This is a genomic window from Oceanobacillus sp. M65 (assembly GCF_052246275.1).
Classification (GTDB): Bacteria; Bacillota; Bacilli; order Bacillales; family Amphibacillaceae; genus Oceanobacillus_B; species Oceanobacillus_B jordanicus.
Map to the genome: position 1 here is coordinate 339,328 of NZ_JBQQCJ010000003.1, position 23,824 is coordinate 363,151.

24 protein-coding genes, 1 other RNA gene, 1 riboswitch and 1 other annotated feature are annotated in these 23,824 nt (G+C 39.3%); of the genes, 3 read left to right on the plus strand and 22 right to left on the minus strand.

The window, feature by feature from the left end; genetic code table 11:
* Window positions 1-4 precede the first annotated feature (4 nt).
* The 7 genes from ACTWPF_RS13835 to ACTWPF_RS13865 all read right to left on the minus strand — a co-directional run bounded on the left by ACTWPF_RS13835 (window position 5) and on the right by ACTWPF_RS13865 (window position 8,261).
* The gene (locus ACTWPF_RS13835; protein WP_443149467.1) at window positions 5-1,090 is read right to left on the minus strand and encodes a sensor histidine kinase; all 1,086 of its coding nucleotides are present in this window, start codon (window positions 1,088-1,090) and stop codon (window positions 5-7) included.
* A 2-nt stretch (window positions 1,091-1,092) separates the two neighbouring features.
* On the minus strand, window positions 1,093-2,364 hold the full coding sequence (locus ACTWPF_RS13840) for a M20 family metallo-hydrolase (protein WP_443149468.1): 1,272 nt from the start codon (window positions 2,362-2,364) through the stop codon (window positions 1,093-1,095).
* A gap of 199 nt (window positions 2,365-2,563) precedes the next feature.
* On the minus strand, window positions 2,564-3,394 hold the full coding sequence (locus ACTWPF_RS13845) for an energy-coupling factor transporter transmembrane component T family protein (protein WP_443149469.1): 831 nt from the start codon (window positions 3,392-3,394) through the stop codon (window positions 2,564-2,566).
* A complete protein-coding gene (locus ACTWPF_RS13850) occupies window positions 3,385-5,088 on the minus strand; it encodes an ABC transporter ATP-binding protein (protein ID WP_443149470.1) in 1,704 nt (567 codons plus the stop codon). The genes ACTWPF_RS13845 and ACTWPF_RS13850 overlap by 10 nt, the downstream gene beginning before the upstream one ends.
* Before the next feature lie 54 nt (window positions 5,089-5,142).
* Window positions 5,143-5,691 carry an ECF-type riboflavin transporter substrate-binding protein gene (locus tag ACTWPF_RS13855; RefSeq protein ID WP_238018695.1) on the minus strand — a complete coding sequence of 183 codons (549 nt, stop codon included), beginning with the start codon at window positions 5,689-5,691 and terminating at the stop codon, window positions 5,143-5,145.
* Window positions 5,692-5,718: 27 nt separating this feature from the next.
* Window positions 5,719-6,573 (minus strand): SAM hydrolase/SAM-dependent halogenase family protein, encoded by an 855-nt coding sequence (locus tag ACTWPF_RS13860; protein ID WP_238018697.1) that lies wholly within the window; start codon window positions 6,571-6,573, stop codon window positions 5,719-5,721.
* 60 nt (window positions 6,574-6,633) lie between these two features.
* Window positions 6,634-6,906, minus strand: a binding site (T-box leader).
* Window positions 6,907-7,757: 851 nt separating this feature from the next.
* Window positions 7,758-8,261, minus strand: a complete 504-nt coding sequence (locus tag ACTWPF_RS13865; RefSeq protein WP_443149471.1) for a DNA-deoxyinosine glycosylase — start codon at window positions 8,259-8,261, stop codon at window positions 7,758-7,760.
* A gap of 81 nt (window positions 8,262-8,342) precedes the next feature.
* Between ACTWPF_RS13865 and ACTWPF_RS13870 the strand changes: the two genes are divergently transcribed.
* The gene (locus ACTWPF_RS13870; protein WP_443149472.1) at window positions 8,343-9,278 is read left to right on the plus strand and encodes an NADP-dependent oxidoreductase; all 936 of its coding nucleotides are present in this window, start codon (window positions 8,343-8,345) and stop codon (window positions 9,276-9,278) included.
* A 147-nt stretch (window positions 9,279-9,425) separates the two neighbouring features.
* On the opposite strand, the gene ACTWPF_RS13875 is transcribed toward ACTWPF_RS13870, so the two are convergent.
* From ACTWPF_RS13875 to ACTWPF_RS13895, 5 genes are all read right to left on the minus strand, one after another.
* Window positions 9,426-9,656 carry a hypothetical protein gene (locus ACTWPF_RS13875; RefSeq protein ID WP_119578165.1) on the minus strand — a complete coding sequence of 77 codons (231 nt, stop codon included), beginning with the start codon at window positions 9,654-9,656 and terminating at the stop codon, window positions 9,426-9,428.
* A 130-nt stretch (window positions 9,657-9,786) separates the two neighbouring features.
* On the minus strand, window positions 9,787-10,269 hold the full coding sequence (locus ACTWPF_RS13880) for a hypothetical protein (RefSeq protein WP_443149473.1): 483 nt from the start codon (window positions 10,267-10,269) through the stop codon (window positions 9,787-9,789).
* Between the two features lie 59 nt (window positions 10,270-10,328).
* On the minus strand, window positions 10,329-10,721 hold the full coding sequence (locus tag ACTWPF_RS13885) for a hypothetical protein (protein ID WP_443149474.1): 393 nt from the start codon (window positions 10,719-10,721) through the stop codon (window positions 10,329-10,331).
* 51 nt (window positions 10,722-10,772) lie between these two features.
* Complete coding sequence (locus ACTWPF_RS13890; protein WP_443149475.1) at window positions 10,773-11,468, minus strand: phosphotransferase enzyme family protein; 696 nt, start codon at window positions 11,466-11,468, stop codon at window positions 10,773-10,775.
* 61 nt (window positions 11,469-11,529) lie between these two features.
* Window positions 11,530-11,913 (minus strand): hypothetical protein, encoded by a 384-nt coding sequence (locus ACTWPF_RS13895; RefSeq protein ID WP_443149476.1) that lies wholly within the window; start codon window positions 11,911-11,913, stop codon window positions 11,530-11,532.
* A gap of 148 nt (window positions 11,914-12,061) precedes the next feature.
* Here ACTWPF_RS13895 and ACTWPF_RS13900 point away from each other — a divergent pair, with 148 nt between their 5' ends.
* The gene (locus ACTWPF_RS13900; protein ID WP_443149477.1) at window positions 12,062-13,009 is read left to right on the plus strand and encodes a DMT family transporter; all 948 of its coding nucleotides are present in this window, start codon (window positions 12,062-12,064) and stop codon (window positions 13,007-13,009) included.
* Between the two features lie 48 nt (window positions 13,010-13,057).
* Here the strand turns inward: ACTWPF_RS13900 and ACTWPF_RS13905 are convergent, their stop codons facing one another.
* From ACTWPF_RS13905 to ACTWPF_RS13915, 3 genes are all read right to left on the minus strand, one after another.
* Entirely contained in the window at window positions 13,058-14,494 is a 1,437-nt protein-coding gene (locus tag ACTWPF_RS13905) for an MDR family MFS transporter (protein WP_443149478.1), read from the minus strand.
* 192 nt (window positions 14,495-14,686) lie between these two features.
* Window positions 14,687-15,895, minus strand: a complete 1,209-nt coding sequence (locus ACTWPF_RS13910) for an MFS transporter (RefSeq protein ID WP_443149479.1) — start codon at window positions 15,893-15,895, stop codon at window positions 14,687-14,689.
* A complete protein-coding gene (locus ACTWPF_RS13915; protein WP_106896175.1) occupies window positions 15,892-16,500 on the minus strand; it encodes a non-canonical purine NTP pyrophosphatase in 609 nt (202 codons plus the stop codon). The genes ACTWPF_RS13910 and ACTWPF_RS13915 overlap by 4 nt, the downstream gene beginning before the upstream one ends.
* 80 nt (window positions 16,501-16,580) lie before the next feature.
* Between ACTWPF_RS13915 and ACTWPF_RS13920 the strand changes: the two genes are divergently transcribed.
* On the plus strand, window positions 16,581-18,350 hold the full coding sequence (locus tag ACTWPF_RS13920; RefSeq protein WP_443149480.1) for an ABC transporter substrate-binding protein: 1,770 nt from the start codon (window positions 16,581-16,583) through the stop codon (window positions 18,348-18,350).
* Window positions 18,351-18,537: 187 nt separating this feature from the next.
* Here ACTWPF_RS13920 and ACTWPF_RS13925 read toward each other — a convergent pair whose 3' ends face one another.
* The 7 genes from ACTWPF_RS13925 to ACTWPF_RS13955 all read right to left on the minus strand — a co-directional run bounded on the left by ACTWPF_RS13925 (window position 18,538) and on the right by ACTWPF_RS13955 (window position 23,787).
* Window positions 18,538-19,833 (minus strand): nucleobase:cation symporter-2 family protein, encoded by a 1,296-nt coding sequence (locus tag ACTWPF_RS13925; protein WP_443149481.1) that lies wholly within the window; start codon window positions 19,831-19,833, stop codon window positions 18,538-18,540.
* Window positions 19,830-20,417: a xanthine phosphoribosyltransferase gene (locus ACTWPF_RS13930; RefSeq protein WP_106896172.1), complete on the minus strand. Its 588-nt coding sequence runs from the start codon at window positions 20,415-20,417 to the stop codon at window positions 19,830-19,832. The genes ACTWPF_RS13925 and ACTWPF_RS13930 overlap by 4 nt, the downstream gene beginning before the upstream one ends.
* 136 nt (window positions 20,418-20,553) lie before the next feature.
* Window positions 20,554-20,655: riboswitch (purine riboswitch) on the minus strand.
* 82 nt (window positions 20,656-20,737) lie between these two features.
* Window positions 20,738-21,109, minus strand: coding sequence for a VOC family protein (locus tag ACTWPF_RS13935; RefSeq protein ID WP_443149482.1), 372 nt, complete (start codon window positions 21,107-21,109; stop codon window positions 20,738-20,740).
* A gap of 239 nt (window positions 21,110-21,348) precedes the next feature.
* A non-coding RNA gene (gene ssrS / locus ACTWPF_RS13940) (6S RNA) lies at window positions 21,349-21,535 on the minus strand.
* A 110-nt stretch (window positions 21,536-21,645) separates the two neighbouring features.
* The gene (locus ACTWPF_RS13945; RefSeq protein WP_420818726.1) at window positions 21,646-21,903 is read right to left on the minus strand and encodes a sporulation protein; all 258 of its coding nucleotides are present in this window, start codon (window positions 21,901-21,903) and stop codon (window positions 21,646-21,648) included.
* Window positions 21,904-21,906: 3 nt separating this feature from the next.
* Window positions 21,907-22,047, minus strand: coding sequence for a small, acid-soluble spore protein L (gene sspL / locus ACTWPF_RS13950; RefSeq protein WP_443149483.1), 141 nt, complete (start codon window positions 22,045-22,047; stop codon window positions 21,907-21,909).
* Between the two features lie 135 nt (window positions 22,048-22,182).
* Window positions 22,183-23,787, minus strand: a complete 1,605-nt coding sequence (locus ACTWPF_RS13955; RefSeq protein WP_443149484.1) for a fatty acyl-CoA synthetase — start codon at window positions 23,785-23,787, stop codon at window positions 22,183-22,185.
* Window positions 23,788-23,824 lie beyond the last annotated feature (37 nt).

The window sequence follows — 23,824 nt, forward strand, 5'->3', positions numbered from 1 at the left end:
CCCCCTAACCCTCACTGGGAATCATCCCCGAAACCACAAATTTGTTGTTCGTCTGTATCACTTCCAAGCTTCCACCTAGCTCACCAACACGCTTTCTCATCATCGATATGCCAAAGCCTTCTTTAAAAGAAGTTGCTTTATGTAATGAATTTTCGATTTCAAATGCAATAGCTCCTGTAGCTGATTTACCAAGTGTTACACGCACTTCCCTTGTTTGAGCATGACGCATGGCATTCGTCAGCGCTTCTTGAATAACCCTGTATAATGCAACGCTCTTATCATTAGAAAGTGAAGCAGAGAGAACACCTTGTTTCACGGTGAATTGCACCATAATATGACTTTCTGCTTCAAGTTTACGAATTAGATGTACAACAGTGGCAATTCCTTCGTTCTCCTCAATATTCAGGGCTCGGACCGCTTGCCTTGTTTCCTCAAGGCTCTCTGTCGCCATCCGCTTTAACTCTGTATAATCCTCTGTTTTTCGCTGGATGGAGAGCATTTCCAGTTTCATAATTAATGCTGTAAGCCGGTGCCCCACCGAATCATGAATATCTCGCGCTATTTTGGTGCGCTCTTCTAATCTTGCATCCCGCTCTGCTGCTAAATTCAGCCTTTTAACACTGCGATATTCCCCACGTAGTTGGTCATATAGCTGACGCATTTCCTCTCTTTGTGTAACGATCATGGAAATCCTTGCTGCCAAAATATATAGAACAAGAAGGACCAAGATTCCTTTTACAGTCAATTGATCGTGTAAAGTAAGAGAAAGTAACGAAAGAAGTAAACCAACAGTTAATACAATCCAGGATCTTGGCTTAAGAATACGATAAATCCCGTCTAAAGAATAAAAGTAGAAGAGAGCCATTGTCCAAAATACATCATCTTGTCCAGCTACCAAGAAATGCACCATCCCAATCCCAAAAAGGAAAATGTTTAGAGTGATAGGGAATTTTCCCATCGTCAGGAAAAAATATACCGCAAGTGAAGCAGCAAAAAACAGGATACTTACTGAAAGAAGGTTACTTCCCAATGTAATCATACATATCCATAGTATGCTAAGAACACTAAATCGAAGCCAAAATATCCTCACGTTTACATTCCCCGTTGTTGGATCTTTTCTAAAAATGATTTAAGAACGTGAACCGTTTGAATACAGTCACTTAACTCAGACCATTCATCAGGATGGTGGCTCACCCCATGAATACTTTTCGTGAATAGCATTGCAACAGGTATTTTTTCCCCCACAACCATTGCATCATGCCCTGCCCCACTTGGTAACCGAAATGGAGTTACATCCTTGGATCGGATCGCTTCTTCCAAAAGGTCCTGCGTTTTCTCATTAATTGGTACTGGCGATACACGCATTGTTTCATGGTATGTAATCTGTGTGTTGTGAGCGGAGGCAATCTCCTCACCAGTTTGCCTTACCACCTCAATTAGTTTATTTCGAGTCTCTTTGTGAATATCTCGAATATCCACATATAGAGTTACTTTTCCTGGGATTACGTTCACACCATTTGGTTCCACGTGGAGTTTTCCAACTGTCGCGACCGCACTATCACTAACAGTGGCTGGTAAGCTGGCTACCTTTGTAATAAACGCAGAGGCTGCTACTAGTGCATCCTTTCTGTCATGCATTGGTGTATTTCCTGCATGTCCTGCTTCCCCAGTAAATGTCACTTCAAGCCAACAAGGACCAGCAATCCCTGTTACAATGCCACAGGGCAGGTTTTCTTTTTCCAAGCGCTTTCCTTGTTCAATATGGACTTCCACGAACATTTCAATCGTTTCTTCAGCCCGTTTCGCTTTAGGATAGTCTCCTGCAGATAGGCCTACATCTTGCAGTACCTCTGAAAAGTTCTTCCCGTCACTATCCTTTAACTTTTTCTTAGCTTCCAAATTGCCAAAACCCATTAGGCCTTCACTACCGTTAAAGCCACCATTGAAACGAGCCCCTTCTTCGTCACTAAAGATGACAACTTCATATGGCTTTTCCGGCTGGTATCCCGTTTCCTTCCAGGCTTCTGCTACTTCTAGTGCAGCAAGAACCCCTAAGGGCCCATCAAAGTGACCGCCGTTTGGCACACTGTCTACATGAGAGCCACTTAAAATGGCGGGTAAATGATCTTGTTTACCAGCAAGTCGACCGAACACATTACCAGCCTCGTCACGATGGACGGCAAGACCAGCCTCCGACATCCAAACTGCAACCATATCCTTTGCTTGCTTCTCTTCCTGAGAATAACCAGGGCGGTTTGAACCTTTATCTGCGGTGAGGCCAATTTCGGACAGCGCTGCAAATCTTGCTGCCATTCTTTTTCCTGAGATACCATCATAATTCAGCGTATCATTATAAGAATCCATTAATTTATCGTAAAACGTATCCTTCCAGCTCAGTACGAAAACCTCCGTTTCTTTTCATTAAACATATCAAAAATATCAGACATTGAAAATATGAAGTGCGTGAAACATCGTAATCTTAAAAAGTCTTTTAACTAATGCTAGATACTATGTAACACCCTTCTAATGGTAAAAGGCGAATGCGAAATACATGCATTCACCTTTAGTAAAACGGGTTATAGAAGCGACTGCCATCATAAAACGTTATGACCAATGACAGAATCAGTAAAACCACACCCGTAACGATTGTAATATAATCTGCCCGTCGAAAAGCTGTGGCATTGTACCACGTACGCTTTTTCTTTTTCCCAAATCCCCGGAGCTCCATCGCATTACTAATTACTTCGATTCTTTCTAAACTGGAGAATATTAATGGCATCACAATTACTGCTGCATTTTTTATTCTTTTTGTCAGTTTTTCATTTTTAGACAGGTCTGCTCCTCTAGCCTGTTGTGCTTGGGCAATGGTTCTGAATTCACGTTGGATATCCGGGATATAACGTAAAGTCAAGGATACCGAATAAGCGATTTTATAAGGTACGCCAATACGATTAAGAGAAGAGGCAAACTCACTTGGGTGAGTTGTAACAATAAATAATAGGGCTGCAGGTATAACAACAAAATATTTTAACGTGATATTAAAGTGATAAAACAACTGCTCTAATGTAACATTATACCTGCCTGCTATTTCCCAAAGGACATGGCTCGTTCCATAAATTTTGACTCCCTCTTGAGGAGAAAAAAGGTATATTGCAATATTATTCAATAATAGAAAAAACAAAATAAACATTAAAACGAAACGGATCTCACTTATTTTTATTTTAGATAATCTAAAGATAACAAAGCTAATGACAAGTAAAGCCAAAAGGATCCACGTATCATAGGTGAGCATGGCAGCTGTCGACCAGCAAAGAAAAATAATCAACTTTGTTGCACCAGAAAGTTCGTGGACTGGTGACTGCTTCTTTATGTAGGCGAGCATTTCTACTGCCATGTTCTCACCTCTCTATCATAGGCAATAAAACGGGCTACAAACTCTCTTGGATCTGCAATATCGGCCCGGACAGCCAGTTCGAATAAGGAGGTGACCTTCAAGTTAGTAGCATGAATAACTGCTTGATTCGTTAAGACATTTACTGCTGTGTCATCTGCTATCTTCTTTCCTTGGACAATTGCAATGGCACGGGGTGTGTATTCAAGCATAAGGTGCATGTCATGGGTAATCATGATAATTGTTATGCCCCGTCGATTGAGATCCTCTAGAAATTCCATTATCTCTGTATAATGGCGGAAATCTTGCCCTGCGGTTGGTTCATCAAGGATGAGTACCTCTGGCTCTAACACTAGAATAGATGCTATGGTAACCCGCTTTTTTTGTCCAAAGCTAAGTGCGCTTATCGGCCAGTTTCGGAAAGGGTAAAGTCCGCAAATACGTAGTATTTTTTCTACTCGCTCCTTGATAAGATTATCTGCTATTCCCCGTTTAACCAGTCCTAACGCAACCTCATCATAGATTAAATGCTTGGAAATCATCTGGTTCGGATTTTGCATAACCATTCCAATTCGCTCAGAGCGTTGGTGGATACTATCTGACGTAATATCTTCCCCCTTATAAAGAATTCTGCCACGCTGTACCTTTTCAAAACCGACGATTAACTTTGATACCGTTGATTTTCCTGCTCCATTTTGGCCAACTATGCTGACCATTTCCCCTTGATGAATGGTAAAGGACATATCTTGGATAGCGGTCTTTCCAGTATCGTAAGCAAAGGTTACATTATCAACTTCAAGGATGGGAGAACTGCTTTCATTCAGTTCTTTATGAGGGCGATCCTCATACCAATCCTGTAACTTTCCTTTATTTATTTCTATGGTATCAGAATGTGCTGGTTTCATTGCTTCTGTAATCGTACAACCAGCATATTTCATTGCCCTAATGTATAGTGGTTCTCGAATATTATTCTCCAACAATACTGTTGATGATAGTAATTCATCAGGGGTGGAATCTGACACGATTTCCCCATCATTTACAACAATGATACGATCCACATCACGATATAATACATCCTCGAGACGGTGTTCAATCATGATAATCGTTTTATTACTTTCCTTGTGGATTTGGTCAATGAGCGCAATGGAATACTTCCCTGTTGCTGGATCAAGATTTGCAAGTGGCTCATCAAATAAGAGTACATCCACATCATCAACCATGACACCACCAAGCGAAACCCGCTGTTTTTGCCCTCCAGATAGTTGGTGGAGTGAGGACTCTAAATAATTTTCCATATTTACTAGCTGTGCTACTTGCTCCACCCTCTCTTTCATTTGCTCGTTTGCTACAGCGTCGTTTTCTAGTGCAAAGGCAATATCCTCACCAACGGTTAGTCCAATAAACTGTCCATCTGGGTCTTGCATAACGGTCCCAACCACTTTGGATAACGTAAACAGGTCTAGCTCTTTTGTTTCCATGCCATTAATCGTAAGGCTTCCTGCTATATCTCCTTTATAAGCGAAAGGAACAAGACCATTTATACAATGTGCTAACGTACTTTTCCCAGAACCAGATGGGCCAACAATTAATACTTTCTCACCTTCGTATATGGTTAAATTAATATTTGTTAGTGACGGCTCTGTTTGACTTCGGTATTTAAATGTAAAATCTTTAAATGAAACAATTGGCTTTTTCATTATTTACTCCTAGGGCTATCTTTAATTTCTGCGACGTCCAATGTGTTAGACGCCTTATTCCTTAGAAAGACTGTTGCCTTGACTGCGTGTTTTTGCATAGACAACAAGTAACAATGTACCCAGGATTCCAACCATTGCAATATTCGATATTGCTGCGATAACACCTTGAGTAAATACTTTATTGGCAGGCTCTGCATAGATCAGAATATCAAGGATAGGAGCTACTAAAATCCAACCGACTGCTTGGACAGAAGCCTGTATCACATTAAATAAAAGAATTTGTTTTGAAGCAAACACACCTGCTTCGATATTGATTCGTTTGGCAATAAGTCCAATAAAAAATCCAACAAACAATGAAACCAATACCCAGCTCCACCAAACAGAGCCATATGAAATGGCATCCTTTAAAGCGTGCCCGATAAATCCGATAAGCGCTCCTGCTATCGGACCAAAGATAACGGCCATCAATGCGAGAAATGGATAGGTTGTTTCCACATACGTATTTGGTGCAATGGGTATGGAGGCAAACCTTCCTAAAATAACATAGATTGCTGCTCCAATCCCGATCGCTACAATTGTTTTAACTGATAACCCTTTATTCATTTGTCGTTTCCCCTTTTTATTTATTTTTTAATTATAATGGATACTCGAAGTTTTGCGAATACTTATTTTCCAATCGGCCCCTGTTTTAATGTGATATGCCTTAGCAAAGGAGCCTTGGTTAAGTGCCACTCCCAACTTATCCAATGAATTCACATAGATTAGTGGCTCACCAAGTCTACTGTCAGCAAAAGAACGGCCAAATGTCATAATGTTTTTATATACTTGTTGTTGATTGTTGGTGATCGTAACTTCTAAGGAATCGCCATATTGAATGGTTGCCTCTTTAAATAATCCCCGATTAATATTGGTCCACAGATTTCCGAAACGGATATCAAGTATATCGATATTTCCGATAATTACTTCCTTTTCTATTCGTGCATCTGGTTTTGGTAACTCCACAATGTCCTCCACATTTATAATTGGTCCCACCTGCTCGTAGGTAATAATATTCGAAGCAAGCCTTGCCCCCGTGTATGCATAGACATCCCGGCCATGGAAGGTATAAGACTCTCCTGATCGTGGCAAACGATTTATCTTCTCATCAATAATTCTAGCTTCCTTAATGCCAATATGATGCTTAATATGTGTCAGTGTCCCATTATCAGGCGTTACGATATATTGATTATCTGCTGTCTTCACAACAATGCTTAAGCGATCTGTCCCTACACCCGGGTCAACCACTGATACGAAGACTGTCTCTTCAGGCCAGTAGGTAACCGTTTGGTATAATCTGTAAGAAGCCTCCCATATGTTGTATTCCGGGATGTCATGGGTAAGGTCAAATATTCTTAAAGCCGGGTTAACCGAAATGGCTACTCCATACATCGCACTTACTGCCCCATCACTAATTCCAAAGTCTGTTTGTAATACTAATTTACTCATTGTGTACACCCTCCATTTATGTTTACTAATATAAAAAAACCACGCCATTACCGAATAAACGATAAGGACGTGGTTGGTTTAACGTGGTACCACCTTACTTCACCGTCTGCTCACACAGACAGTCTCATCAAGTACGACAGGTAACATCCCCCTGTATATACTGTGGTATTGATAACGAGTACCAAATCTCGTCGGAACCTACTAGCATAAGACATACGTTCAGCACGAAACTCGTGAGGCCATTGTTCAGATTCGTATTTATGCTTCTTTTCAGCGACTGAAGCTCTCTGTGAAAAATAACTAAATCTTACTTTTCCCCGTCAACGTTTTAATTAGTTAAATTAAGATTAAAGTTATTATAAGCAGAAACTCCCACAAAAGCAAGTGTATTTTTTAAATATAAGTTATTTTCTAAAAACACCTCTTCAATGCGCTCCCATTTCATCATTAATTGACTATGTGGGGGCAGAAAATATGTAACAAAAAAATTTATCTTTTTCACATCCACAAAACCCAATAGAGTCCCGCGAAAAAAGGACTAGGAACAGCCGCTAAATCGCTAAATCCCAACTACATTATAAAGGGTAATTTTACCCAATATAAAGAATCCTGTGAATATTGTACCATTTTCTGTAAATTTCAGGCTATTTTCGGTTTATTTGTTGTATACTATAGGGGACAGTCTATGCAGGGTGAGCTTCGGTCAAAGCTGTAGAAGTACTTCTTTTACTTGGCGACAAAAATCTGGTGAAAGGGGTTGAACAAATTGATTCCAATTGACACAACTCTTGAGTTGATGTTTTTGTTTGCCACACTCGTATTGTTAATCGTTAACAGCCGAGAAAAAAAGTAAGCTACCCTGCCGACGGACGGGAACATTACTTTTTCGTTTAAGAAGTCGCCTCACCCCCCAGAGGATAGCTGTCCGATCCGCAAGTTGCCGCTTGCGGATCGCTTTCTGAGGGTTCAACTAAATGAGATCAAATAAAATCGCCATTTAAATAGTATTGCCTCTTCTTAAAAATTATTCATCTGATTTTTTTTGGACGAATGTGACAAACTCTTCCGCTATGCTTAATTAAATCCTATCATAACAAGCCTCCGGCTGCTACTTGAAAATAAAGCTGTAACACATATTTAACATCTCTATTCCCTCATTACCTCAAAGTGTAAACAAGCTTTCCTTAAAGATACTCTACAATTCTTCTCCATTCCTCTACTTTTCCTTCAAAGGTCTTTGTATATCGACCTGGAATAGGACTGGTTGAGGGAAGCTTTATGACATCAACGCCAGTTAATTGTTCCATCGGGAAATTACGCTTAAACGTGTCATATGCTTTTCCACCATTACAGGCAATAAGTTTAATAGAGGGAAATTGCTCTGTTAGTTCAATAATATTGTTTGGTTCCTCGTCCATAATATTTGCATCTAAACTTCCTCTTCGATAACATTTCCCTATCGTGTCCCAAAGGGCAATACCTTTTTCTTTTACAAAGTCCAATTTTGCTTCATAATCTTGTAATGGAGTTTGATGGAATAAAACGAAAAGAATGTTCCAGAAGTGATTTCTTGGATTCCCATAATATTCTTGTTTCTCAAGAGACTTCCCGCCAGGCATTGAACCAAGGATAAGTACTCTCGGTTTCTCAGGCAAAACCGGCGTGAATGATGATAATTTTTCCTGCATATGTCCAACCTCCATGCCTAAAATGATTGTTTTTCGGGAAATATTGATTGTAACACTATTATAAAGAAAGAAGGGTGCTAGATGAAAGCAATTGTTATTAATGAATACGGATCAGCGGATAAACTAAAGGAAGAGACCCTTCCTATCCCCGCACTAGAAGATAATCAAGTCTTAATGGAATTACATGCCACTTCCATTAACCCCATCGATTGGAAATTAAGAGAAGGGGCATTAAAAGAGGGGCTTCCCTTTGAATTCCCTATTATACTCGGATGGGATGCAGCTGGAGTTGTAGCAAAAACAGGCAAAAACGTGAGCAATTTTAAAGAAGGTGATCGAGTATTTGCTCGACCAGCAACAACAAGAAATGGAACGTACGCTGAATTTACTGCTGTGGAAGAAGACCTTCTTGCCAAAATCCCAGACAATATTCCGTTCGAAGAGGCTGCTGCTGTTCCTTTGGCTGGATTAACTGCATGGCAGTGTTTGGTAGACTTTGGTGGAATAAAAAAGGGAGATAAAGTGCTTATACATGCAGGATCAGGCGGAGTCGGTAGCTATGCCATTCAATTTGCCAAACATTTTGGGGCATATGTAGCTACTACAGCTAGTGGTAAAAATGAATCCTTTGTAAAAGAGCTTGGTGCAGATCAATTTATTAATTACAAAGACACCGATTTCACCGAAGTACTAGAGGATTTTGATATTGTTGTGGACACAATTGGTGGAGAAGTACAGGAAAAAAGCTTTCAGGTTCTTAAAGAAGGTGGAAAACTCGTATCAATTGTGCAACAACCAAATGAAAAACTTGCGAAAGAAAAAAATATTAAAGCGGAATCTATATGGTTAAGAGAGAATGGAGAACAACTTGAAGAAATTGCCCAACTGCTTGAATCAGGAGAAGTCGTTTCCAAGGTAGGTCAAACCTTCCCTCTTACAGAAGAAGGGGTAAAAGAAGCCCATAAACTCAGTGAAACCCATCATGCAAGGGGAAAGATCGTTATTAATATAAGATGAAACTAACAATCAGTGGGGTTTTTCCTTCTTCCCCACTGATTGTTAGTTGATCGAATCGGGGTGTTAACGTCTGTTTACTCCCACTTAAAACTTCATGTTTTGAAGTGGGAGTCTTACGGACGGTTGCACCCTGAAATTTTTATGTAACTATACAAATAAACCTACAACTACGACCGCTACAAGAATAATAATGCCTACTATTAGGGGAGCTCTTTTATTAAAGAAGGACATTTTTTCTAGGAAGTAAATGACTCCAATTGTAACAAGTCCCCCCACAAGATATGCTGTAATTGTGCTTAAGTACATGTCTAAGAAAGGCACACCAAACAATAGCATTTCATAAAGTACGATAAAAGTAAGTATTGTCTTCCATTTCATAAAACAGGTAAACCCCTTCTGCAAAAAGTTAGAAATTATAATAGTCCATTATAACCTTCGACTATAAACCTAATTTTAATGGTGGTTAACAACTTTTTATACAGGGATGACTCGGTATTAATCTATTTAACTAGGAAATATTGTTTTCATCTGCATGATAAAGATCAATCCGTTCACGCAAATCTTTCTTCTTTTCTAAATCATGCCATTTCAGCACAAGGTAGACCTTTTTGATATCCTCTAGTGTTATTGGGTTTCCCTCCTGGTCTACATAACTATCTCCTGTTATTTTACCAGTGTTTTCAACGGCAATATTTATGATTTTACCGGTCCGATCTATCTTTTGAATAACTTGGTCTACATCTCCAATAACCGCTCGAACCTCGATATCAAACGAATTCGTCATAAAGCTATCTACGTCTTTCATATCAAGAAATCCGTTTCCTACGATAAACGAGTCTTCTGATATTTCTATTTCATATCCCTTAACTCTCCAGTGCTGGCCTTCCCCCACTAATGATAAGTAATAGTCTTTTAGATTTTCATTATCATCAATACACCCAGCAACAATAAACAAAGAAAGGAATATTGGTATGAACACCAGTCTCCGCATTATCTTCCCCCTTACACTCAGCTTTCTTTTCCCTATTAAATTTAAACGCTTTGTCTCCCTTATTCACCACGCTGCTTACTTAGTTTCGACCATAACGGCGATTCTTTCAGCTTATGCCAAAGTAGTAAGCTATATTTTTTGATCGCTTTTCCAAAATAATGCCATACAAATAAACCGAGCCAAAAAAATAAATAAACATAGCATAAGAGGAGGATAATAGCAGTAAAACGACCTTGACCAATTTGATGAAAAAGATGCTCCAACTCATTACGATTCGCTGCTCGACCAACCGTATACAAGAAAGAAAATAACGGTGCGCCGATTGATAAAATAATGGTCATATAAGCAAATGGGATAAGCCTGTCCCTTGCATTACTAATAATAGCGGTTATAAGTGCAGTCATAATAAAAATACCATAGATAATCAAAAAGCTACTGGGAAGTGTCTCCATTCACATTCACTCCTTTAACCTTTAAAAGCTTTGTTTCCGATGCCATCTATTTTATGATTCCCAGTCCTTCGACATGCCCATTCTATCCGTCTTTAACTGCAAGATAAATAGTTCTAAAGCAGTCTCGTCAATCCAGTTGGTGCCCCAGACATCTCTGTTTTGCAGCATTGTACCAAGTAACCAAATCCTTCTTGTTGTAATGAACAATGGCAAAGCCTTCATATTCTCTTCACCTAGCGAATACTCTTGCTCATAGCCTTGCAAAAAGGTATTCCAGCATTCCTTTTCCTCTTGCTTGTAATTATGAAGGAGATTCCACCAGGCTACCGCCACATCATATGCACGGTAGCCAATCGCACAACTATCAAAATCAAAGACTTGAAGTTTTCCTTTATTTAAATGCATATTATGGTTATGGAAATCACCATGACAGAAACCTGTTTCTAAATTGGCTGTTTCCAATTTTTCTTTTACATACATTACTGCCTCATTCAACACTTCGACTGCCGTCTCTCCTAAATACTGCTTTAGAATCGGTCGAATAAAGCTAGCTGGCTCATCTAGTAAGTGTGTTAAATCAATTGAATAACCACGTTTATGTTCACTAGTGAATCCATTAGACAATCGATGAAGTCTACCTAGAGATTTTCCAATAAAATATGTATTTTCCGGATTAATAGCAGGTCTTTCTCCCTCCGCAAAATAAAGTAAAACTTCAATCAGTGGGGGTTTTCGCTCTTCCCCCACTGATTGTTAGTTGAACGAATCGGGGTGTTAGCGTCCGTTTACTCCCACTTAAACATCACGGTTACACTTCATGTTTTGAAGTGGGAGTTTTACGGACGGTTGCTCCGGGAGAAAATAACACACCGTAGCGGTCTCCTTCGGGGGCTACTATTTTCTTTACACAAAGACCACCTGTTTCCTGCACAGGCCCTACTGCCTCATACCCCTTATTCTTCAAGTATAAAATGGCATCCAACTCAAATTTAATTGCAGCTTCATTTCTCCAGCCGTGGCGATAAATTCGATACGCATAGCAGGATTCTTTTCCCGTTATTTTATATGTATCATTTAGTCCTCTCGATAAAAAGCGAACATCCTTGACTTGTTCTGAAACCTGGCCCTTAACAAGGCCCAAAACACTGTCTTCATGAATCAATGCATGTTTCACGTTTATTTTTTCTACCATTTTACTATCCACCTCAAAATTATGCCTGTACCTATATTATTAATTCGTCATATTTTTCCATAATCCTGCTTTATCTATTTCCATTTTACTTTCATAATATTATGTTATTTTTGCACCTATTTGTTATGATAATGAAGAGGTGATGAGTATGAAAGCAATTATTATTGGTATTCTATCTGCATTATTCTTTTCTGTAACGTTTATTTTAAACCGATCGATGGAGCTTGATGGCGGAAGCTGGGCATGGAGCGCTTCATTACGATTTATGTTCATGCTACCACTCTTACTTATTATCGTAGGTTACCAACGTAATGTAAAACCCGTCATACAGCATATCATTAAAAAACCGGGTCCCTGGCTTTTATGGAGTTTTGTAGGTTTTGGATTGTTTTATGCTCCACTAACCTTTGCGACCATTTATGGACCAGGCTGGCTTGTAGCAGCTACATTCCAACTAACGATTGTTGCCGGCTCTTTCCTTGTACCGATACTTAATAAGAATACAAAACAAAGGATACCAGTTCAATCTGTGCTTATTTCCTTCATTATACTGAGCGGTGTTTTGCTCATGCAATTAGAACATGCAAGCGTTGTCCCACTAACAAGTGTTCTTCTATGTGTTCTCCCTCTTCTGATATCAGCGATTGCATATCCCTTGGGAAACCGTAAAATGATGCAGCATGTAAATGGAGAACTTAACACTATTCAGCGAATTCTAGGTATGACCATCATGTCCATGCCTTTTTGGATTCTTGTATCTATTTATGGTTTCCTATCACACGGACTTCCAGAAGTGACACAAATAACCCAAACATTTATTGTCGCTATCTTTTCTGGGGTTATTGCTACAGCGTTATTCTTCTATGCCACTGAGCTTGTTCGAAATGATAATGAGAAACTGGCTGGGGTGGAGGCAACGCAATCAGGTGAAGTGGTGTTTGCGCTATTTGGTGAAATGCTACTACTTCATGCAGCATTGCCAAGTATAATGTCTTTTGTCGGGATCTTCCTAGTCATTATCGGCATGATACTTCATAGCCTCGTTACCGTAATTGGAAACCGTAAAAAGCATCCGATCATTAAAAAAGCACAATAATACTATTCAATAGAAAAAGCATAAAGGGTCTCCACAGGGGAGGGTCCTTTATGCTTTGTTTGGTTGCTGTTGTTTCACTCGTTCACGATCTTCAGTAGGCGTGGTTCCTTTAATAAAAAATGCAATGACAAGTGCAATAATGGATATTACGGTCGTTACATAGAATGCAGTATTAACTCCATTCACCATCTCGCTAGCTGAAGAAGCATCACCAGTAGATGCTGTCATAACTGTAACCAATATTGCTGTACCAATAGAAGCTGCCACCTGGCGCATTGTATTGGTCATAGCAGAACCATGTGGTATTAAGCGATTTGGCAAGCGATTGAGCCCAGCAGTAGTAGCCGGCATCATAATCATGGAGACACCAAACATTCTAAAAGCAAAGACAATGGTAATATAAGTTAGTGTTGTATCTGGCGTTAATCTTGTATAAAGGAAAGAAGTTACTGTTAATAAAGTCAGGCCAATAATAACCAAGTACCTCGCCCCATACTTATCAAAAATCCTCCCATTAATTGGTGACATGATACCCATGATCACTGCTCCTGGTAAGATCATCATTCCTGAATCTAAAGCGGAAAAACCAGCCATATTTTGCATGTAGATAGGCAAAATGGTTTCAGCTCCGATTAACCCAATAAACGCTATCATACCAATAACCGTTGTTATAGTGAAAATTTTATCCTGAAAAACACGGAACTCCAAGATTGGTTGAGCCAACTTGAATTGTCTTAAGATAAAAGTGGTTAACGATATCGCTCCTATAGCTATTGCGGAGATAACGAAAACATTGGACCATCCATAATCTCCCGCACTACTGAATCCATAAAGTAAGCCACCGAAACCTAGTGTCGATAGAATGATCGAACTAATATCAACTTTAGGATAGGTACGCTTTGTGATATTTCGCATCACATAGTAAGCAATAATGACATCTATAATAGCAAGTGGCAAAATAATATAAAATAAAGCTCTCCATGGATAATGCTCAACGAGCCAACCAGAGATCACCGGACCGAGCGCTGGTGCAAAAGCAATCACAAGCCCTACCGTTCCCATTGCTGACCCTCTTTTTTCAATAGGGAAAATCAATAAAAAGATAGTCATCATAAGTGGCATCATAATACCGGCTCCAGCAGCCTGAATTACTCTTCCCACCATTAATATGGCAAAGTTTGGTGAAATGGCACATATTAATGTTCCGACTACGAAGGTGATCATCGCAGTAAGGAATAACTTCCTTGTAGTAAATGTTTCAATCAAAAAAGCTGTAATCGGGATCATAATCCCATTTACTAGCATAAAGATGGTCGTTACCCATTGTGCCGTATTTTCGGTAAGATTTAAATCTTCCATTATATGTGGAATAACGGTTGCCAACAAAGTCTGGTTTAATATCGCCAAAAACGCGCCACCTATTAAGACAGCAACGATTGGAAGCTTGTTAATTTTGTGTACATCTTTTATTTCTTCATTTCTCAATCAATCATCTCCTAAAACGCCAACGTGAATTATTCTCTGCGTATTAGTGAATTATATGGAAGTTATTATAGATAGTCAATTTTCTAGATTAGTATGTTAATATCCCCATGAAAAGCAGCATTCCTACGTGCACAGAAGCATTGCAGCCACTTAAAGGAATCGCCGAAGTATTATCCGAGGTGCCATATACTCCTAGCCTAAAGTTCCGCGGTGAGACCTTCTGATATACACCATCCAGGTAACTCCTAAAGTTATTAGTAATAAGCCAGATACATAATAAATCAGTTTAATACCATATAGATCAATCACCGTAAATGCTAATAATGGCCCCATGGCTGCCCCAACATCCACGACTATCGTATGCGCAGTCATCACTTTAACTTGATCCGTCTGGGAAGCTGCACTTGCTGCTAAAGTATCCGTTGTGGTAACGAAAATAGTGGAGAGAAATTGAAAAAATAATAGACTAATTATTAGTCCTGCCATTACGTGTACGTTTACGAAAACATAAAACATGACGCCTCCCATAAACAATGGTACCAATAAAATTTTAGGAGCCGTTTTTATACTATCCATTATTTTCCCAATCCTTGGAGCCAAAAATGGATCCCAACCCCAGCGTATTGCTTGAATAATACCGGCTAAAGTCGCTGCACCAATTGTTATTTCTGCAATATCCCAATTGTTGTCATACGTTTCTTCAATTAAGATACTTAATGTAGAAGAAAACAGGCCAAAGACAATAAAGCCCATAACCGTTCCTGTCAGAAGAATTAGACCAACATAAGAATTAAGCCACTTTTTTCTTTCCTTGTTTCTGTCTCCGGCATCTTTTTCCTCCTTTCTTGAAATAGGAACAAAGTAAAATACCGCTGGCAGAGCTAGTAATCCTGTGATAGAAAATAAGATTGTAACAAACAAAATAGATGTCTGATCAACTAACAGTCCACCTGCAAGCATACCAATTAAACCACCAATGCCCCACAGCCCATTATATAAGCCTACATAGTTCCCCCTATTTTCATCCGTCGTTACTTCAATGACTGTTAGGAAACCACCAAGCCTTAACAAGGACCAGGCAACTCCCCACAAGATACGCATAAGTAAGAGCAGCCAAAATTCTTTAAATAACCCATAGCCAGCAGTTGTGATGATGGCAATGATTAATGCTATCCATACACCTGTACGAAGTTGGAATCGCTGATAGAACATACCGACTAATGGATTGACCGGCAATCGAATAAACCTATTAATCGATAGTAAAAGGCCAATTTGCCAGATTGAAGTTAACCCAAAATCTTGCCAATAAACAGGTAAAACAATAAACAGCATAGCATCTCCTAATAAAGCGACAGCTGTAATTAGAGCAATTGCAATTACTTTCTTTTTATCTGCATTCATGTTGTCTTCCTTTCCAACCAGTCTATAATAAGCTGCTTTGCCTGGAACAAAGCAATCTGTCTATGGTCATAAGGTGAGATGGTATGCTCCAATTGCTCTGTTAACACCTTGTCATTACTTAATAAAAAAATATCACCGTACCCTTTTAATCTACTCGGGATATCCTTTGCAATCCAACCATCCATAGTCCCTTGACTGTGCAAGACTTTTCCATCTGGGAATGCTAAAGCTACCACACTGATAAATTGAGCAGTCCGCTTACTTAATGGAACCCCTTTTAGCCTATCCATTAGTAGTTGAGCGCGATCCGCATCACTTCCGTGAGAAAAACGTGCTGTTTTCACTCCGGGAAATCCTTCTAATGCATCAATTGTTAGACCAGAATCTTCTCCTACTATAATGTCGTTTGGGTAATATCTCTTTACCGTTTCTATTTTTAGTCGTGCATTTCCTTTAAAGGTAATGGCTGTTTCCTCCACATCCTCCATATCTTTTGATAATGAAGTGATTTCTAATGGGACTTCCTTTAAAACCATTTGAATTTGTTCCAGTTTTACTTTATTCCATGTCGCAACAACAATTTTGATCCCTATCACCCCCTGCATTTATTGTAACTTTAGAAAGGAGGAAAAAAAGTGTATACTTGATCTGATTAAATTTCCCCTTTTATCGGAGGTTGGCTTAGTTGAAATTATTGGAGCATTATGAAGTGATTAACCGCAGTTTAAATGAAACAGAAGAAGAAGTTTCTATAACGGTAAATGAAATAGCTAATTTACTATCCTGTTCACATCGAAATGCCAAAATAATTATTCAGAACTTACAGGAGCAGAAATGGATTAAGTGGAAATCTGGGATAGGTAGAGGGAATTATTCCACCCTTAAACTATTAAAAAATTTTGAGTTACTTGTGGTAGAACGAGCAAAAGAAACAATCACGCCTCATTCCATTGACCAAGCCATTACATTATTGAATAAATATCAGGTGAAGGATTCACTACAACGGGAGTTTATTGATTGGATCTTCCATTCCTACCTTAGTGAGTACAAAGACCAATCATCAAATATGCACTCAAGACTTCACTTTCCTTCCTATCGGCCACTACCAATTCTTGATCCAGCATTTGTATGTCGTCGTTCTGAAAACCATGTTATGCGCCATGTATTCAGTCAACTTGTTCAATTCAACCAAGATACGGGTGATTTCCTTCCTCATCTGGCTCATTTTTGGGAACATAATCACGACAGCACGAAATGGATATTTTATCTGCAGAAAGGGGTCCGTTTTCATCATGGGAAGAAGATGACATCTGATGATGTATGCTATAGTTTCTGGCGTCACAAACAACCCATCTCAGCATACGGGTGGATGGTGCAAGACTTACATAAGGTATCAGCCATCCAACCATATATCGTTGAATTTCAGTTTAAGAAGCCATGTCCTTTCTTTTTACATATGGCTGCCTCATTAGGCGGGAGTATCCTGCCGAACGATAAATCTAGTAGAAAAAAATTCCCTCTTGGTACAGGGCCGTATAAGATAAGTGAAAATACCGACGAGAAATTAACGTTACATGTTTTTAACGACTATTTTTTAAGACGACCTTTCCTTGAAGAAATTAAGATCTACTTCTTCCCAAAACTTTATGATAATGCCACTGTTATTGATAGCGTACCAAATAGCTACGAAATGAACTTTTACCATTATCCATATAAAGGACGTGAGCTACACGATCTCGAGAAATACACTGCATTAGACCGCGGAAGCAAACTTCTTACCTTTAATAGAAAAAAAGGTCTTCTTGCTAATGACCCATTACTAAGAAAGGCGATCGTCCATTTGTTATCCCCTGAAAAGATGATTAGAGAATTAGGTGGTACTCGTCATAAAAAGGCTTCTCATCTACTTGAACAATTTGAACACGGTGACCTAACCCGATCAAAGAGGAAAGGTAGGCAGGCACTTGCTAAAAGTGATTACAAAGGAGAGCCGCTCGTTTTAGCAAGTTATACTGGAGCGGGGAACGAGGCTGACGGGGAATGGATTAAAGAGGAATTGCTAAAAGAAGGGATAAATGTATCTCTTACATTTCATACGTATGAACACTTACATTCCTTGCCCCTCGAGGAAGAAACAGACTTGCTCTTAGGTGAACAATTAAGCTATGAAAGTGATTTATATACTTATTTAGTTGCATTTATAGGAGATCATAATTTTTTAACTCGCCATTTATCAGAGGCTGATAAGGAAATACTGGAAATGTTGGGCGAAAACGAGCTCGATACCCTTTCTTTATGTAGGAAAGTGGAAGATAATAGCTTGCATCACAATGGGCATATTCACTTGTACCGTATCATTCAATCCGCGTTTTATCCGAGCTATGTAAAAGGTATTCACTTTAACGCTTTAGGCTGGATTGATTTTACTAAACTTTGGTATAAAGTGAAACGTTAATCAGTGGGGTTTCTTTTTTCCCTCATTGATTGTTAGTTGAACGAATCGGGTTGTTAGCGTCCGTTACCTCCCACTTTAGTCATTACTGTTTCACTACATGTTTTGAAGTGGGAGACTTACGGACGGTTGCTCCGGGATAAAGAAAAAAGGGTAGGAAGTACGTTATCTGTACTTCCTACCCTCTTTTTTATGCACTTTCTTCAACTAATTGTGCAGAGTTTGCAGAAGTCTTTTTTGAAGGAAGCATGTTAAAGATAATGTTCAATACGATAGCTGTGACACTTCCAGCAACAATACCATTACTTGTTAGGATTTGTAGGCTGTTTGGAAGTTGTGCAAATAATTCAGGAACTACTGTAACACCAAGCCCCATTCCAACTGAACACGCAATAATCATAGAATTTTCCGGTGAACTAGTTAGAACACTACCTAGCATTTTAATTCCTTGTGCAATGACCATACCGAACATTGCAATCATGGCTCCACCTAATACGGCAGTTGGGATAATGGTAGTTAAAGCAGCAATCTTTGGAACAAGTCCAAGTCCTACTAACATAATACCAGCCGTCATGATAACTCTGATTGATTTAACACCGGTCATCTGAATAAGACCTACGTTTTGTGAAAATGCGGTGTACGGGAATGCATTAAATAATCCTCCAAGTACTATGGCAAGGCCTTCCGCGCGATACCCCTTCGTTAAATCTTTTTCTTTTAATTTTCGTTCTGTAATATCGCCTAGCGCAAAATAAACACCAGTTGACTCCACTAATGAAACGATCGCTACAAGTATCATTGTTAAAATAGCTGACCATTCAAATGTTGGTGTCCCAAAGTAGAATGGTTGAACGATATGGAAGAATGAGGCCTCTGTGACAGCATCAAAGCTGACTTTTCCCATAAATGATGCAACCACTGTACCAATTACAATTCCAACAAGAATAGAGATAGAGCGTAGAAAGCCACTAGAGAATCGATACATCAAAACAATAAAAGTTAATGTACCAAAAGCCAATCCTATATTAGCAAGAGAACCGAAGTCACTTGCTCCTTCTCCGCCACCCATATTGTTAATCGCTACAGGAATAAGTGTTACCCCAATAATGGTTACAACAGAACCTGTTACCACTGGCGGGAAGAAACGAACTAATTTACCAAAGAATCCACTGATAAGAATAACGACAAGTCCAGAAACGAGGATTGCTCCGTAAATAGCTGATATTCCAAATTCCCCTCCAATGGCAATCATTGGACCAACAGCTGTAAATGTACAACCGAGAACTACTGGCAAACCAATGCCGAAAAAGCGATTGTTAAGAAGTTGCAGGATTGTTGCTACTCCACACATAAAAATATCAATTGCTACTAGATAAGTTAATTGCGCTGAGGTTAAACCTAGTGATTCTCCAACGATAAGTGGTACTAAAATTGCTCCTGCATACATTGCTAGGACATGCTGGATTCCAAGTGCTGCCGTCTTCATTTTAATGCCCCCTCTTTACGAAATGTAACGTTTCCCTCTGCTAAGGAATCAATGATAGCTAATGACTCGACTTGGATGCCTTTTTCACGGATCATTTTACCGCCATCCTGAAATCCTTTTTCAATAACAATTCCAACACCTGCAAGTGATGCTCCTGCCTGCTTGAGAATATCCATTAAACCAAGAACCGCCTGTCCATTTGCCAAAAAGTCATCAATTACCAAAACGACATCATTTTGATTAATATATTCACTGGAAATGGAAATCTCATTTGTTTCTTTTTTAGTAAAAGAATGTACCTCTGCTGAATACAAATCATTTATTAAAGTAAGTGACTTTCGCTTTCTCGCAAACACAACGGGAACATTCATCGTAAGACCCGCCATAACAGAAGGAGCAATTCCTGACGATTCCAATGTCAATATTTTTGTGACACCAGCATCTGCAAAACGCGCTGCAAACTCCTCGCCAATTAGTCTCATTAACTCTGGATCAATTTGATGGTTTAGAAAGGAATCCACTTTTAAAACCGTTTCTGATAAAACCTTACCTTCATTCAATATCTTGCTCTCTAGACTCTTCACGGTGCCTCTTCCTTTCCCTAATATATAAATAAAAAAGCTTGAAGGATGCGACGCACTCAGACTATGAGTAGCGCACCCTTCAAGCTTTTGCCATTTGAAAGATAACGAAAAAACCACACCATGTTAAAGGTATAATCCTTTCATTTATTACACTCATAGTCGGTAAATTTACGGTAAACCGGTAGAAACTCGTGGGCCATATCCCCACTATTATATGAATACTATTAAATTAGAATGGTACTAGTATAGCATGTCAAAGCTCAGTTTCAACCCTATCATGAAATAAAAAAACATTCAAAACATTTCGCTTTTAAATTTCATTATTCCAACCATTCCAGAAACTCTATCCGATTACCGTATGGATCTTCCACAAAAAAACGCGCAGCACCAGGTAATCGTTCATCCTCTTTATAGCTAATTCCATACATTCCAAGATGTTGTTTTAATGCCGACAAATCCCCAACGTGAATAGCTGGATGTGCTTTTTTTGCCGGTAAAAAGGCATCCTCTGCTCCAATGTGGATATGTACGTTACCAGCTTGAAACCATACTCCTCCATTTTGCTTTAATGCTTTCGGTTTCTCCACCTCTTCAAAGCCCAATAACTTCCCGTAAAAATCCCTTGCCTGCTGTTCGGATCCGACAGGCGCTGCTAGCTGAACATGATCAATCTCTTTAAAATAATACGACATCGTTATCCCCTCCTATTACTACTATAATGCTTGTAATGATGGGTAAGATAATACCTATTTATAATCGGATCGGAAAAGTTATGCTTATCACGCTTAGAAAACGTTAGAATAACTCGCCTTCGCTCGTCTGAATGGGTACGTTTTTCTTATAGTTAGGCTTCAAATTTGTTTCTCGGCTATATCCAAACGTACAAAAAGGACCAGTCCCAAAAGGAACTGATCCTGGTTAATTGTATTAGTTACAGGCCACAATTGCCGTATTGATTATAAAAAGTTTTAAACCACCACTTCACCAAGTGGGTGTTTGCAGAAACCATCCTGTCTTCCGCTACGCTATGGCGGCACGACATTACTGTTCCGATGTAAAACTCCCTATTATATCATTAGAGGTTAAAACTTAATTAAATACGTACATTGCAGCTTGTATTAATATAGTATACTTTTTACGCTGTTTTATCAATGGTAAAATTATACTAATTTCCCTCACCATTAACGGGAAACAATTGCAATACGACCAAGTAATTTGACCTTCCCAACTAAAAAAGCAGTTCAAAGACCTCAGTCAATTCTTTGACACGCTGATCGTATTGAACATTTTTAGCATAATCGAGTTCATTCTCTAACACATCATGCAGATAGGTCATTTCTTCATCCTCAAGGTCTTTAACAAACTCTCCTTCACCTGCATAAGTCTTTGCTTGTAGCTTGTTTATAATCTGCTGACACATCTCATTTTCTTGATAATTGGCTAGTGACTCTCTGAGGTAATCCAATGTATGATCGATAATGCACACCTCTTATATCTTTGAATTTTTCTTTTTAGCACGTTGTTCTAATTGAGACTTTGGCTGATGGTCTACGGTGTCCTCTGGCTGACCTTGAGGATTAACACTTGTGGTTACACGCCGTTTGCTCCAGCTGTCCTTTTTCTCACTCATCCCAACACCTCCTATCACTAGCTTTTTCATTTTCACACTTGTCTATTCTTTTTAAAGTTGATCCATCGTATACAGAAAACTTTTTGCACATTAAAAGGAGCATCCGTCTTAAACGATGCTCCTTGATTGAACAAGTTAGTTTATGTTTCCATATTGATCTCTTAACGCCCTTTTCAATACTTTACCACTCGGGTTTTTCGGTAGAACATCTGTAAACTCCACCTGTTTTGGCACTTTAAAAGTAGACAAACGTTCACGGCAAAATGCCACAACCTCCTCTTCTGATAGAGAAGCCCCTTTCTTCGGGACAATAATTGCTGTTACAGCCTCTATCCAATAAGGATCAGGAATGCTGATTACCGCAACCTCTGAGACACCTTCCATTTGATAAAGGCTTTCCTCTACTTCTCTACTGGAGACATTGACTCCACCTGTATTAATCATATCCTTTTTACGATCAATAATCGTAATATATCCTTCTTCATCCATCGTCCCTAGATCCCCGCTATGGAACCATCCATCCTGAAAAGCTTCAGCTGTTTTTTCCGGATCATGTAAATAACCCTTCATTGCATGTGAAGTGCGATGGACAATTTCACCGATCTCTCCTCTGGCTACTTCCACCCCGTTCTCTCCCACAATCTTTGTCTGGACATTTAAGGTTGGTTTCCCTGCTGAGCCAAGCTTTCGAAGCTGATCCTCTGGTTGAAGTGCGGTTGCAAGAGGTGCAACCTCTGTCTGCCCGTAAAAGTTCCAAAACCTTGCATTAGGTAGCCTTTCTGCAAGCTCTTTTAAAATTTCTTTTGGCATAATAGCAGCACCATAGTAACATTTTTCCAATGTTGATAAATCATAGTTATCAAATTCTGGATGTCTTAGTAGCGCAATCCATACTGTAGGTGGACAAAACAACTGTGTTGCTCCCTCTTCCTCAATTGTACGCAAAAGGCTTTCTGGATCAGCTTGGCTCAGAATGATTCCGCTTGATCCAATATAAATACTCGGTCCAAGAAAAACATGCAGCTGGGCACTGTGATAAAGTGGCAATGCGTGAATCGCAATATCTTTTTCTTCCATTTTCCCATCAATAATACTACTGACATATTCACTGATAATGCTCTTATGTGTCAACATAACCCCTTTAGGTCGGGATTCTGTTCCACTCGTATAAAGGACATGGGCAAGATCATCGTCATCAAGATCGGCCATAACCGGCACAGTTAATTCGTCCTTCCTCGCAGAAGAAAGAGTTGTCCAGTCGGATTGAAGCCCTTCCTGACTTGTAGGTACATCCATAAGATACCGAAACTGAATAGTCAATTCTTGAGCTGCCTGATCAAGTAATGCAGCATACTCTTCTGAAGCAATGAGCCCCGTCACTTCCGCATGATGCAAAATATAGGAAACATCGTCCCGTGAAAGCATGTAATTAACAGGAATCATAACCGCGCCAATTCTCGCCAGCGCAAACATAGCTGTCACAAAATCCTGACTGTTTTTTGACATGATCACAATATGGTTACCTTTTTTCATCCCTGCATTAACAAAGGCATTAGCAGTTTGATTTACCATATTATCAAGCTCTGAATACGTAATCCACTCCCCTTTGTAAGCGATTGCATTTTTATCGGAATTGCGTTCCTTTGTTCTTTCCAACAGATCTCCTAACGTATTTCTTCTTGCCCTTTTCAATAGTAGGTTTACCTGTTCCTGTTCCTGTTCCTGCCCCTTTGTTTCCAAACCCATCCCCCACTCTCTTGTATTCAATACTGAAAAT